This is a genomic window from Alkalihalobacillus pseudalcaliphilus, from assembly GCF_028610675.1.
Lineage (GTDB): Bacteria > Bacillota > Bacilli > Bacillales > Bacillaceae_D > Alkalihalobacillus > Alkalihalobacillus pseudalcaliphilus.
In genome coordinates, this window is record NZ_JAQQWS010000006.1 from 45,762 (window position 1) to 59,247 (window position 13,486).

11 protein-coding genes and 1 other annotated feature are annotated in these 13,486 nt (G+C 39.8%); of the genes, 4 read left to right on the plus strand and 7 right to left on the minus strand.

Annotated elements, in window-relative coordinates; genetic code table 11:
* Positions 1-8: 8 nt before the first annotated feature.
* Genes opp4C through PQ479_RS13540 form a run of 3 tightly spaced genes read left to right on the plus strand, consistent with a single transcriptional unit; the run spans position 9 to position 2,892 of the window.
* Positions 9-935, plus strand: coding sequence for an oligopeptide ABC transporter permease (opp4C, locus tag PQ479_RS13530; protein WP_047989682.1), 927 nt, complete (start codon positions 9-11; stop codon positions 933-935).
* A 5-nt stretch (positions 936-940) separates the two neighbouring features.
* Positions 941-1,927: an ABC transporter ATP-binding protein gene (locus PQ479_RS13535; protein ID WP_420535545.1), complete on the plus strand. Its 987-nt coding sequence runs from the start codon at positions 941-943 to the stop codon at positions 1,925-1,927.
* Complete coding sequence (locus tag PQ479_RS13540) at positions 1,924-2,892, plus strand: ABC transporter ATP-binding protein (protein WP_047989683.1); 969 nt, start codon at positions 1,924-1,926, stop codon at positions 2,890-2,892. The genes PQ479_RS13535 and PQ479_RS13540 overlap by 4 nt, the downstream gene beginning before the upstream one ends.
* Positions 2,893-2,985: 93 nt before the next feature.
* Here the strand turns inward: PQ479_RS13540 and PQ479_RS13545 are convergent, their stop codons facing one another.
* The 4 genes from PQ479_RS13545 to PQ479_RS13560 form a co-directional block, all read right to left on the minus strand.
* A complete protein-coding gene (locus tag PQ479_RS13545; RefSeq protein WP_047989684.1) occupies positions 2,986-3,459 on the minus strand; it encodes a DinB family protein in 474 nt (157 codons plus the stop codon).
* Positions 3,460-3,855: 396 nt separating this feature from the next.
* Positions 3,856-4,629, minus strand: coding sequence for an SDR family oxidoreductase (locus PQ479_RS13550; RefSeq protein ID WP_047989685.1), 774 nt, complete (start codon positions 4,627-4,629; stop codon positions 3,856-3,858).
* A 37-nt stretch (positions 4,630-4,666) separates the two neighbouring features.
* Positions 4,667-5,470, minus strand: a complete 804-nt coding sequence (locus tag PQ479_RS13555; protein WP_047989686.1) for a class I SAM-dependent methyltransferase — start codon at positions 5,468-5,470, stop codon at positions 4,667-4,669.
* A 24-nt stretch (positions 5,471-5,494) separates the two neighbouring features.
* Positions 5,495-5,935, minus strand: coding sequence for an HIT family protein (locus PQ479_RS13560; protein ID WP_047989687.1), 441 nt, complete (start codon positions 5,933-5,935; stop codon positions 5,495-5,497).
* Positions 5,936-5,988: 53 nt separating this feature from the next.
* Positions 5,989-6,202: a binding site (T-box leader), on the minus strand.
* A 154-nt stretch (positions 6,203-6,356) separates the two neighbouring features.
* On the opposite strand from PQ479_RS13560, the gene PQ479_RS13565 reads away from it, so the two are divergent.
* The gene (locus PQ479_RS13565) at positions 6,357-7,079 is read left to right on the plus strand and encodes a MerR family transcriptional regulator (RefSeq protein ID WP_047989688.1); all 723 of its coding nucleotides are present in this window, start codon (positions 6,357-6,359) and stop codon (positions 7,077-7,079) included.
* On the opposite strand, the gene PQ479_RS13570 is transcribed toward PQ479_RS13565, so the two are convergent.
* The 3 genes from PQ479_RS13570 to PQ479_RS13580 all read right to left on the minus strand — a co-directional run bounded on the left by PQ479_RS13570 (position 7,071) and on the right by PQ479_RS13580 (position 13,065).
* Positions 7,071-9,092, minus strand: coding sequence for a HelD family protein (locus PQ479_RS13570; RefSeq protein ID WP_047989689.1), 2,022 nt, complete (start codon positions 9,090-9,092; stop codon positions 7,071-7,073). The two genes, PQ479_RS13565 and PQ479_RS13570, sit on opposite strands and share 9 nt — an antisense overlap.
* Positions 9,093-9,253: 161 nt before the next feature.
* Complete coding sequence (ileS, locus tag PQ479_RS13575; protein WP_420535546.1) at positions 9,254-12,334, minus strand: isoleucine--tRNA ligase; 3,081 nt, start codon at positions 12,332-12,334, stop codon at positions 9,254-9,256.
* 506 nt (positions 12,335-12,840) lie between these two features.
* Positions 12,841-13,065, minus strand: a complete 225-nt coding sequence (locus PQ479_RS13580) for a sulfurtransferase TusA family protein (protein WP_047989691.1) — start codon at positions 13,063-13,065, stop codon at positions 12,841-12,843.
* Positions 13,066-13,486: the final 421 nt, after the last annotated feature.

The window sequence follows — 13,486 nt, forward strand, 5'->3', positions numbered from 1 at the left end:
GAATAACTATGGAAAAAGCTCCCGTTGTTAATCCAAACGCACCTATCCAACCTAAAATAGCCCATAAATCATCGATTTGGCGGCAAGTTCTTAGGCGATTTTTGAAAAAGAAGATGGCGATTGTTGGACTTAGCTTCCTCGTCTTTATCTTTCTATTTTCATTTATTGGTCCTTACCTATCACCTTATAGTAATACGGTCAATCCAACCAATCTTCATCAATCACCCAGCCTCGAACATTGGCTTGGCACCGATAATTTAGGACGTGATGTCTTAACACGCCTCATGCTAGCCGGACGTATTTCACTCACAGTCGGTCTTGGAGCGATGGTATTATCGATTGCTATCGGAGCGACACTTGGTATGATTGCTGGTTATTATCGCGGAATTCCCGACCAAATTGTAATGAGGACAGCTGATATTTTAATGACATTACCTGGTCTTCCATTACTTTTCATTATGGCCGCCGTCATGTCTGAATGGAAAGTCCCAGCGGAGCAACGTTTGTACATTGTCATGGTGATGTTAAGTATCGTCGGATGGGCCGGCCTCGCCCGCCTTGTTCGTAGCCAAATCCTAAGTCTACGGGAAAGAGAATTTATGCAAGCAACCGATGCTCTAGGGTTAAAGGATCGGCGGAAATTATTTGGTCACCTTTTCCCTAATATTGTTCCCATCTTAATTGTCAGTGGAACATTAAGTGTTGGTGGTGCGATTCTAAGTGAGTCAGTCCTAAGCTATTTTGGGCTAGGTGTTGTTCCTCCCACTGCATCATGGGGGAATATGATCAATGCTGCGAACTCATTAATCGATTTTCAGAAACGTCCATGGCTCTGGATTCCTCCAGGAGTCGCGATTTTCTTAACGGTTATTAGTATTAACTTATTGGGTGATGGCTTACGCGATGCGATCGATCCTAATATGAAAAGAAGGTGAGAACAATGATTGAAAAATCTTTATTGGAAGTAAAAAACCTCTTAACGCAATTTACGAGCGAGAGTGGCATCGTCAATGCTGTGAATGACGTTAGTTTTCAAATAAAAGAAGGGCAAACCGTCTGTATAGTCGGTGAGTCTGGCTGTGGGAAAAGTGCAACAGCTATGTCAATTATGGGATTAATTGAGCCTACTTCAGGTGGAGTGACAGGTGGAGAAATTTTATTCGAAGGTCATGACCTATTAAAAATGAGTAAAGGTGACTTACGTCGTTTGCGTGGGAACGACCTATCGATGATTTTCCAAGAACCGATGTCATCATTAAATCCTGTTTTAACCATCGGCGAGCAGATCACTGAACCACTTAGAGAACATGAGCTTTTATCAAAAAAAGAAGCGAAAAGAAAAGCAATCGAATTAATAGAGCTTGTAGGTATTGGGCGTAGTCATGAAATTTTCCACTCCTATCCACATCAATTAAGTGGCGGCATGCTTCAACGTATTATGATTGCGATTGCTCTTTGCTGTAATCCGCGACTCCTCATTGCCGATGAACCAACAACCGCACTTGATGTCACCATCCAAGCTCAAATTCTTGAGTTACTACGGACACTAAAAGAGCGGAGACAAATGGCCATGTTATTAATCACACATGACTTAGGTGTCGTAGCAGAAGTTGCCGATTATGTGATCGTAATGTATGCAGGCAAGGTCATCGAGCATGCCCCTGTTGTGGAATTATTTAAAAACCCTAAGCATCCATATACAAAAGGCTTGCTCGCTGCTAAACCCGTTATTAATCAGCGAAAAGAAAGTTTATATACAATCCCAGGCCAAGTCCCTAACTTAGTTGATTTGAAGCCTTCCTGTTATTTCAGTGCTCGCTGCCGGCAATGTATGGACATTTGTACAACGAAAATGCCCAGATTAGTTGAAGATGAGGAAGGTCATTCTGTCGCTTGTTGGCTATATGAGGAGGCAAAGGTTCAATGAGTACAACGCCTTTAATAGAAGTCAAACATTTAAAGAAATATTTCCAAGAAGGGAAAGGCTTGCTGAAGAAAAAGAGCCATATTGTCAAAGCCGTTGATGATGTTAGTTTTACGATCAATCGCGGTGAAACATTTGGACTCGTCGGTGAATCCGGGAGTGGAAAAAGCACAATCGGACGAAGTATTTTAAAGTTGCATGATATTACTAGCGGAGAAATTCTATATAAGGGTCAAAATTTGCATGAACTCCGAAAGGATCAAATGAGAGGTTTACGACCTCACTTACAATTTGTTTTTCAAGATCCGTATAGTTCGTTAAACCCGCGTATTCGTGTCGGTGATGCCATTGGGGAAGCATTACTCGATCACGGGATAGCAACAAAAAAGGAAATCAGACAAAAAGTCATTGAAGTCATGGAACTATGCGGCTTATCTGAATACCAGATTGACAGATATCCACATGAATTCAGTGGCGGTCAACGCCAACGTATTGGCATTGCTCGTTCGATGATTTTAAATCCTGATTTTATTGTTGCTGATGAACCTGTTTCTGCTTTAGACGTTTCGATTCAAGCTCAGATTATTAATTTATTTAAAAAGCTTCAAGAAGAACAAGAAGTGACTTTATTATTTATTTCTCATGATTTAAGTGTTGTTGAGCATCTTTGTTCCAAGATCGGTGTGCTGTATTTAGGCTCAATGATGGAACTTGGTTCAAGAGATCATATTTATCAAAACCCATTACACCCTTATACCAAGGCATTGCTATCTGCTGTTCCAATACCTGACCCCCTTTTAAGGCGTGAGCGCATTCTTTTGAAGGGTGATATTCCAGACCCGAGTAATCCGCCTTCAGGTTGTAAATTTCATACTCGCTGCCCATTCGCAACTGAACAGTGTCGTATTGAGGTACCTCAATTTCGTGAGGTAGAGCCAAACCATTATGTAGCTTGCCACCTTGTATAAAGATTGATTAAAAAAGACTGTACGAATCATCTTTTGATTGTACAGTCTTTTTAATAATAGTTGGAAAGTGCGTTCCCATTTCGAATGGCCTTCTTACTTAAACAACCCTCTTCTGATTAGATTTGCTGTGACTGGAGTTTCCCCTATTTCTCTAGCCCATACGGAAATCTGCCCGATATGATGGATTTCATGAGCAATTAAGTGCCTCAATATTTCGCCAAAAGTATAAATGGAATGTGTACCATCTGATTCAGGACAAGATACAATTTCATAATCTCTCTCGCTGTTGTAAGCTTCGAGTACCGCAAGTGTAGCCGGCTTTATGCTCTCGGACAATTCGATGAGTTGTGCTAAAGTTTTAAAATTCTCTTGTTTGAATTCCGGGATTGGTTCACGATTCACATCATGAATCCAATTTTTTTCTACTTCGATGATGTGAAGCAAGGTTAAATAAATACTTCCTACTCCACCTACTCTCGTTTTATGTAATTCTTCTTCTGGTAGCTTTTCACACCATGCGAACCAGTCATTTCTTACTTGCCAGTTATATTCAAATAGCTTGAACATATGATTGCCTCCTTTTGTGTGAAAGTTGTAAGGGGCGATGGGTTGTGCCTTGAAGTTAGCTGGTCATCCATCTTGCGATAGATGACTTAACAGGCCACTGCTCCCTTTTTGTGCGTGCGGACTCCTAGTGGTAATGGAGTTGTATGGAGTGCCAACTGTTTAAGATGTCGCCACTACTTTGTTTTTGTTGGTGGCAAGGTGAATCGGGCTTCGCCATGGACGTTTTGTATGAAAGTTAGTGCGAACATGGAGCGTTACTCGTCGCTACCGAAAATTATGCTCCGCGTCCTGCGGGGTGGCGCTGAGCTAATCGGCCACCACAGTTAAGATAAGTAATTGCTTTTTAAACTTTGCCAACACTTAACATGACCTCTCGAATACAGACATTTCTTATTATTACCTTCTAAACCCACCTTCTGAATGAATAATTTGACCGGTTATCCACTGAGCTTCTTCACTGACTAAATACTTAATTGTTCTTGCGACATCTTTCGGTTCTCCTATTCTTCCAAACGGAAACCTTGGAGCTAATTGTTCTTTGATGTCCTCTGTCATCCACCCTGTATCGGTCGGGCCTGGATTAATAGAATTAACGGTAATGCCCAAAGGAGCAAGCTCAGCAGATAATGTAATTGTTAATGCATCAACCGCTCCTTTTGTTGTAGCGTAGGCAACCTCACCAGGCATAGGTCCCTGAAATTGCCCCGAGGTAATATTCACAATCCTACCACCTTTGTTTTTATCAAATCCGCGAGCGAAATGACTACTTAACATTGCTGTAGCTCGGACATTAATTAAATAATGCTTATCCAATACTTCAGCCTTTAGATTACGATAATCATTATTCGTCGAGTAAGCAGCATTATTAATAAGAATATCTGGGTAACCAAGCTCTTTACTTACTTGCTCTACCAATAACTTTGGTGAATCAACAAGCGACAAGTCTAATTCCATTGAAGCTACATTGACACCCAAATCCATTAATTCCTGCTTTAAACTAGCCGGTTCATTTTCCTGTACTTCCCATGGCATTTCCTTGTCATATTCCTTCCAATAAGTGAAAAAAATATCACAGCCTGCTGCAGCTAATTCCTTGCAAATCGCAGCCCCAATCCCTTTTAACCTGCTAGCACCCGTAATGATGGCGATTTTACCTTGTAATACCTTCAAATTATCTACCTCTTTTTGCAAAAATTTCTATCTATTCTTATAGCTTTCTACCAATATACATTAAGTGGGAAGAGATTCCTAGTAGATGGGGGTCTGTCGCTTTTTCCTTTAATAGCTCAATCAGTGCCTGCTCTTCCCCTTTGTCTTGCCAATAGGTCCAGCTCTCTTTACTTAAGCTTGCTCCCACATTTGAACCGATCAACTCTACCGTTTCGAATCCATTAGACTCCATAAAAGGCTTAATTTCTTCAATATTATAATAAAAGGCACCCGTAAATCTGCCAGCATCAGCATGGTCAAACCGACCTGTTTGAGAAAACTCTTGAATGGTTGCTAGATGATGATGGGGCTTCCAGTTTTCAGGAGCTTGTAAGGATGTCAATATATGACGTACCCGCGACATAAAAGCAACAAACACAATTCCCTTCTTTTTGGTAACTCGGTTTAACTCCTGAACCGCCTTTAATCTATCACTCTCTTCTTGCAAATGGTATAAAGGACCAAGCATAAGGGCGCAATCAAAAGTTTCATCGCCTAAAGGTTGAAGTGACCTCGCATCCGCCGTATAAAACACATCAAACCTATCCTCAGGCTTTAGTTCTTTCGCTTTAGCCTTAGCCAGTTCAACCAACTTTGGCGTTAAGTCCGTTAGGGTAACCCTATGTCCACTTTTCGCCAACTCCATCGCATACTTGCCAGGACCAGCACCATTATCTAAAACCGTACCCGCATTTGGTAAATATCGCTTTATAAAATGCCAGTTCACTTGAAACTCAATCGGTTCACGATCAAGCCTCCCCCATTCATCAAATTGATTATAATAGTTAATGATTTCGTTCATTTTTAGCACCCACTTTCTACGATTCTATTTGCTGAGGAATGCTTTCATACGATCGCAAAAAACAGCGACCTCCTCCTCACCTACTATCGGCGCCTCCTCCCATTGATAAACTTCAGATGCCCCCCAATATTTTCTAGGCGTATTCGGGTATCTTGGCACGATATGCATATGAAGATGTGGTACCGCATCCCCTGCGACAAAGGTATAAATATGCTCTGCCTTGGCAACTTCTTTTAAAGCTTTACTCACTCTCATTAACGTGACGCCAAATACTTCAGCCTCTTCCTCACTCATATCCGCTAAAGATGGAACATGTCTTTTTAAATCAATCATCATATGCCCCAAATAATTAGGTTGACCATTCCGATCAATATGACCGACATATACAAAATCATCTTCATAAACACTCATACTTGCCGTTGTTATTCTCCCTTGATGCTTATTACAAATAAAGCAATCTCCCATAATACATAACGCCCCCTTATCTATAAAAAAATAAAAAACCACATCATCTCCACGAAAGAGACGATATGGTTAATCGCGGTACCACTCTTTTTTGTTTCACTTTGACAAGGAAACATCTTCAGACTTGATGACGGAAGTTAACCGTATAGATTTACTTATCAATCTATCCACTCCTAGGCGAGTTCGGGAATCTATTTACTGTCTTACACCCGCCGACAGCTCTCTAAAAAATAGAGGTTCCTTATTAATCCTACTCATTGTGTTTTCATATGATTTTAAAATATTCTATCACAAATCAACCACTTGTCAATACCTCCCAACATTGATGATGTTTGGTAATGACTAATCTCATAATGATTGAATAATCATAGACAACCGATTTAAAATAGAAAGATGGAATATGTTCGAAAGGCGGGATCGTATGCGAACAAGTACAATCGCAGCACTCACCCATATCCATCCTAATACCGTTCGACTATATGAAACATGGCATTTCATCTCTCCTGTACCAAGGAAGGAAAATGGCTATCGAGAATATAGTGAGCTACATCTCAAACAAATCAAAATAGCGAGACTGGCTTTTAAACAGGAATTTGTTCAAAACAATCTACGTAAAAAAGCAACTGAAATTGTCCAATATAGTGGTCATGAACAATTTAAGAAAAGTATACAAGCAGCAACATCATACTTAGCTTTTTTGCAAACGGAATATGAGTTTGCCTTACAGGCAATCCAAACAGTCGAACAGAATTTACACGTGGCGCCCTGTTCAGCTCAGACATTTTCACATCAAGAAGCCGCTGCCACCCTCCAATTAACAGAGGGCACATTACGGAATTGGGAGAGAAATGGTTTATATTCTGTCGAAAGAAATAAGCAAAACCGTCGAATTTATCGTGAGAGTGACATCCAAAAACTACTTATAATTCGTACATTACGCAGTGCCCATTTCTCCCTTACGAGTATCTCTCACTTATTTTCTAAGCTGAATGAAACAAATGAAATCTTAAATATCCATGACTTATTACAGTCAACTTCATTTACAAGCGAATTCTTCCATGTTACGGATGATTTATTGAACCAATTAAACATAGCGATGAATAACGTCAAACAAATCATCACGATTTTAAAGGAATTACAATAAGCTTGAAGGTGCGGTCGCATCCTTTAATATCGTTAAATCATGCATGGCCCTTGTAACAGCAATATACAATAATCCACAATCAAAGGCAGTATGATAATTCTCATCACTGACAAAAGGAACAATAACCGCATCGAATTCTAATCCTTTCGCATATTGAATCGTCGTTAGGATAATACCTGTTTGGAACTTTTTCGTTTGACCATCAAGCACGGAAAATGGAACATGCAAGTGTTTTTGAATAGCATGAAGATCACTCTCGTTTTTACAAATGATCGCCGTCGATTGATAACGTTTTGTAACACTTTGATGGATGAGTGCCATCATTTGTCCGAAGTCTGAATAAGCGATTTCCTTCGGTTTTTCCCCATGTCGAGCGATTGGCTGCATAGGTCCATGACGTATAAATCGGTTCGCATATTCGGCAATTTCAAAAGTAGAGCGATATGTGGTAGTTAACTCTACATATTCAGTCTGTTTGAATAAAGCCTCAAATGCCTCTTTTGAAATCGTTACATACGGAAATAATGCCTGACCAAAATCCCCAATAATCGTTCGTTTACACGTGAAAACTTTAGATAATACCGCATATTGAATCGGTGTATAATCCTGCATTTCATCTAAGACAAAATGCTGTACATGTTCATATTGCTTCATCCCCTCAACATATAACTTCACGTATAAATATGGATAGACGTCATTAAATTCAAAGCTTTTATCCTCGAACTGAAACAAGCTTATTTGAAAACTTGCATGAAAAGCCTGATAAATGGCTAGTGTCGATGAATACAGAAGGCGTTTTTTTAATCGTTTCATCATTTCATTTTTACTCGGAATCTTACCTTCTAGAAATGACTTTGATTTAAGGACTTGCCAAATGTCTTCAACCATTTGCTTTAAACGGTCAAAAACCGGCTCCTTGCGATAATGAAGAAAACGACTTTGCAAATAATCATAAGAAAGTTCTACTCCCGCTATCTTGATATTCTCTTTTTTTAATAATGTCAGATCTAGCTCTTCTAAGAAAGTTTGTAATTGGACAACGAACGAGTAATCCCCCTTCGATTTCGCCCGTTTAACTAAAGCACTATCTGGATTCGCCAGTATCTCTCTCGTTTCATCCTCAAATGAACGAAATAAGAAATTACTAGGCAATAAACTTTTTGTAAGCTCATCAAGAGTCATGGAACGAACCGGCTCCTCACCAAGCTCAGGTAAAACCGTTGATATATAATCTCCGAATACTTGATTAGGTGACAAAATAAAAATACGTTCAGCCCGTAACGTATCACTAAATTTATATAAATAATAGGCAATCCGATGAAGAGCTACAGCCGTTTTCCCAGAGCCAGCTACCCCTTGAATAATGACATTATAGGCTGATTCATTACGTACGATTTTATTTTGCTCACGCTGAATCGACGTAACGATCGTTTTCATTTTTTCACTAGCATAGTGATTTAAAGTTTGCTGTAAAATTTCATCCTGTATCGTTAAAGAGCTATCCAGCACATATTCTAGTTCTGAATTTTCTACTTTAATTTGCCGCTTCAAAGTGAGTTCTCCTTCGAAATGGCGCTCGTTTGTCACATAAAAGGCTTTGCCTAGCTCAAATTCATAGTACATATTACAAACAGGAGCTCGCCAGTCATAAATCAACGGTAAACCGTCCTCATCAGAAAAGCCGAAACGCCCAATATAAAACGTTTCTGCCTCACTCTTGTCATCTCCATCATATACAAAATCAAAACGACCAAAATAGGGTGATTGAATCAACTTTTTCACTTGCTCGCGTTCTATTACCTCAGCAAAACCCCGTTTATCAATCATACTTAATGACTGTTGATAATTATACACCTCAAACTTATCGAGTTCATTCTTATAATCAACCATATATTTTTGTAAACTCTTAAAATTTTGATCTTGTTCATCTATGTTACTTGTTAACTTTAAATAAGCTTTTTTTAATTGAATGAGCGTACTTTCTAGATGAACTTCTTCTATTTTATGATTCATCAATGACCCCCCTTTTGAAATATAAAATCAAGTCTACCAAAGAAATTCTCGCTGGTGTTTATATGGAGGGTTTGTTTTTTCATTGCCACTTTTATACAGTGTATTTCCAACACAAAGAGGCAGCACTTAAAGTCACTGCCTCTTCTAACTATTATGTTCGATTATGATTGTATCGCTAAATAAACCTCTTCACTTTCTACTTCTAATCGCTCCATTCCTGCCGTATCTTCTACAAATCGGTAGGATTCTATGATTAGATTCTCATACAAGAAAGCGTCAAAATCATGTAATACGTTTTGCACGGTCTCACTTGCATGAATATTTAATACGACTCGTAATTCTACGGGTAAATTAAGCTCTTTACGATAGGTTTGAACAGCACGAATAAACTCTCTCACAAAGCCTTCTTGCTTTAATTCATCCGTTAAAGTCGTATCGAGTAATACCGTGAATATATCCCCTTCGGCTAACGCTAAACCTTCTGGAGCACGAGTTTCAATCAGAATATCCTCTTCCCCTAATACGACCGTCTCACCTTCCGTCACGGAAAACTCTAGCTTTTTGGTTTGAACAAATGCTTGAACTTCTTCTGTTGAAAGCTGAGCCACTTGCTTTTGCACGAGACCGACCAGTTTACCTAATTTTGGACCAGCAACCGGGAAGTTTAACTTCAATTCATATGTCACATAATCTTGCAGCGATGTTTCAAATTGAATCTGCTTCATATTTGTCTCATCAGCGATGATTTCACTATATTCATCAAGCCCTTCTAATCTATGACCGCTAGAGGTTACGACCGTTAATTTTGATAGTGGCTGCTTCGTTTTGATCGCAACTTGATTACGAATCGAACGAGTTAACTCAACAATCTGAAGAACAGACTGCATTTTTTCCTCTAAGTTAACATCAATCGCCTCTTCATTTACACTTGGGAAATCAGACACATGCACACTCTCACCAACTAATGCCCGATAAACTTCATCACTCATAAACGGAGCAAACGGAGCCATTAGTTGAGCCGTTTTAACAAGCACTTCTTGTAACGTATGATAAGCGGCTTTCTTATCGGCTGACATACCACTACTCCAGAAACGCTGTCTTGAGCGACGGACATACCAGTTACTGACCTCATCAAGGAAAGTTGCAATTGCTCTTGCCCCTTTTGTGACATCATAGGCATTTAAACTATTCGTTACTTCTGCTACAACCGTGTTTAATCTCGATAAAACCCACTCATCTAACCTTGAACGCTTTCCAACAAAATCAGTCTCAACTTCAAATTGGTCAATTTTTGCATACATCGCATAAAAAGAGTACACATTTGCAAAGGTATCAATGACTTTAGACTTCGTTTGACTGACTGTTTTTTTCGAAAATCGTTTATTATTCCATGGTGCACTGTCACCAAGTAAGGCCCATCTTAAAGCATCTGCTCCAAACTCATTGATTAACTCGGTAGGGTTTAAGGCATTGCCCTTACTTTTGGACATCTTCTGACCATTCTCATCTAAAATATGCCCGAGTGAGAGGACGCGTTTGTATGGAGCTTTTCCTGTAAATAATGTTGAGACTGCGAGTAAGCTGTAAAACCAACCACGCGTTTGGTCAACCCCCTCAATGACAACATCAGCAGGGAATTGGCTTTGCATCAACGCTTCATTTTCAAAAGGATAGTGATATTGAGCAAAAGGCATCGATCCGCTATCAAACCAGACATCAATGACTTCTTTTGTACGCTTCATCGTGCCACCACATGAACAGCTAAACGTGACTTGGTCGACATACGGCTTATGAAGCTCAAAATCAGCTGCAAGTGGTTGCTCAGACCATGATCGTAACTGCTCAAGTGATGCCGGTGATTTTTGCTCCTCACAATTATCACACACCCAAACATTTAACGGGGTTCCCCAATAACGGTTACGACCGATATTCCAATCGACTAAATTCTCTAAGAAATTTCCAAATCGTCCATTTTTCATGTGATCTGGATACCACTCGACCGTTTGATTATTAGCTAAAATTTGTTCTTTTACCTTCGTTGTCTCAATGAACCAGCCTTCCATTGCGTAATATAGCAGCGGACTATCACAACGCCAGCAATGTGGATAGCTATGCTCGTAACGTTCTTTTTGGAATAAACGGCCGTTATGTGCAAGCATTTTGACGATCTCGACATCACAATCCTTTACAAACTTCCCTGCAAGTGGAACGATGACATCCTTATACTGACCTTTTTCATTGACAACATGAACAAAATCAAAGCCATTTTCTTTAATGACATGGTAATCATCCTCACCGTAAGCTGGTGCGATATGCACGATCCCAGTTCCGCTTTTATCGGTAACAAAATCAGCTGCTACGACTTCATGTCCTTTTTGTACCGAGATGAAATCAAATGGTGCGACGTATTGGACACCTACTAAGTCACTACCTTTTACCTCTGCTACGACTTGATACCCTTCTGCAAATAAAGTCGGTGCTAATGTTTTGGCAACAATAAATGTTTCATTTTGCTGTTGAACTTTCACATACGTCATATCACGATGAACAGCCAAGGCGACGTTAGCTGGTAATGTCCACGGTGTCGTTGTCCATCCTAAGAAAAATTCGTTAGCACTATTTGCTACTTTGAATTTTGCCGTTGCCGATAAATCCGTCACGTCAGCATACCCTTGTGCGACTTCATGTGAGCTTAACGATGTTTCACATTGTGGACAATACGGCACGACACGATGTCCTTTATATAACAAATCCTTTTGATGAATGTTAGCAAGAATATTCCAGACAGATTCAATATAATCATTGTCTAGTGTTACGTAAGGATCGTCCATATCCACCCAGTAGCCTAAGCTTTCTGTAAACTGGCGCCATTCCTTCTCATACGTAAAGACACTATCTTTACACTTTTGGATAAATTTCTCCACACCGTATTGTTCAATTTCATCTTTACCTCGGATTTTTAATTGCTTCTCTACTTCTAATTCAACCGGCAAACCATGTGTATCCCAGCCAGCTTTACGTAATACTTGGTAACCTTGCATCGTTTTATAACGAGCAACAAAATCCTTCATCGTTCTTCCTAACGCATGACCAGCATGTGGCATACCATTTGCTGTTGGTGGTCCTTCATAAAACACATAGCTTTTTTGACCATGACGGTTTTTAATAGACTGTTGAAACGTCTTTTCCTCCTGCCATAGCTTACGTAAACGACTTTCTCTTTCTTGAACCGTTTCTTTCATCAACCTCAGCTCCATTTCTGCTTTTTCCCAAACAAAAAAGCCCGATCCCGGACGTAGGATCGAGCTATTTATACAAATAACATTCGATTAGTAGAAAAATAAAAAAACCTCATAGTAGTGGGGTTTTCAATATTTCATCATCACTACGTACCATCATACGCGTCCTATATATCGGTAGAATACCGTCGAGACTTAAACACCGTTCAGTCTCGCTTCTCGGAGAGGATTTTCATCATGGTCTTAACGTTGACTTCCAGCATATCGTCAACTCTCTGTAGATAAGTACCCATCATTACTCTTTCTCGTCATCAAATTTCATTTGTAATTATCGCAAGTGTACCCCTATTCTATGCAAAAGTCAATGCGGCGCTACAGACCATTGCTTTTACTGTTCATTTTGGACAGCAAGATTCTTTTTTATACATAGAGCATAGAGAGTTCAAGGGGGCTACTCATACTTAAGTAAGAAATAAAAGCTGCCCTCTCACATAAGGACAGCTTTTATATTATTTCTTTTTCACGGTAATCGTCCATGCTGCTTCGCCAACTTCTTCATAGTTGGTAACTGTGTGCCCGCTTTCAGCAGCCCAGCGCGGGATACTTTCTGTTGCTTGTGTACAATCAAAGTTAATGACAAGCTCTTCTCCTGATGTCATTTCTTCGATTTCTTTTTTTGCTTCTACTAAAGGGAACGGACATACCATACCCATAACTTCTAATTTTCTAGCCATTTGCAATTCCTCCTGTTTTATATGAAAGTTACTAAAGGCGATTGAATCGCTCTGGGAATGGGGGCACGCACCCTCTGGCGGGCGCTGAGCTAACTTGCTTACGCAAGTGGACCTAAAGCCTGCCCTTTCCTCTTGCAGGAGTCCGCCCCCATTCTCTCCGCTACGGTTGATGCAGGCTTCTTGGTTAGTGATCTTCTCATACAAAAAAATGATTTAAACAATAATGAACTACCCATAGATAAAGAAGCAAAACCAAATTGAATCAAGAGCTGAGTTGGAAAGGACTTATCCTCACTTCCATTTATAATTCAAGATTTGGCTTCAGTATCTGCACATTAACCCCTTCTTTGTGTAGATACTTCAAGGTTTGGCCTCAGTATCTGCACATTAACCGCCTCTTTGTTCAGTTACTCCAAGGTTT

Coding starts and splice junctions, on each gene's coding strand:
- opp4C (WP_047989682.1), top strand. CDS start 9: ATGGAAAAAGCTCCCGTTGTTAATCCAAACGCACCTATCCAACCTAAA.
- PQ479_RS13535 (WP_420535545.1), top strand. CDS start 941: ATGATTGAAAAATCTTTATTGGAAGTAAAAAACCTCTTAACGCAATTT.
- PQ479_RS13540 (WP_047989683.1), top strand. CDS start 1,924: ATGAGTACAACGCCTTTAATAGAAGTCAAACATTTAAAGAAATATTTC.
- PQ479_RS13545 (WP_047989684.1), bottom strand. CDS start 3,459: ATGTTCAAGCTATTTGAATATAACTGGCAAGTAAGAAATGACTGGTTC.
- PQ479_RS13555 (WP_047989686.1), bottom strand. CDS start 5,470: ATGAACGAAATCATTAACTATTATAATCAATTTGATGAATGGGGGAGG.
- PQ479_RS13560 (WP_047989687.1), bottom strand. CDS start 5,935: ATGGGAGATTGCTTTATTTGTAATAAGCATCAAGGGAGAATAACAACG.
- PQ479_RS13565 (WP_047989688.1), top strand. CDS start 6,357: ATGCGAACAAGTACAATCGCAGCACTCACCCATATCCATCCTAATACC.
- PQ479_RS13570 (WP_047989689.1), bottom strand. CDS start 9,092: ATGAATCATAAAATAGAAGAAGTTCATCTAGAAAGTACGCTCATTCAA.
- ileS (WP_420535546.1), bottom strand. CDS start 12,334: ATGAAAGAAACGGTTCAAGAAAGAGAAAGTCGTTTACGTAAGCTATGG.
- PQ479_RS13580 (WP_047989691.1), bottom strand. CDS start 13,065: ATGGCTAGAAAATTAGAAGTTATGGGTATGGTATGTCCGTTCCCTTTA.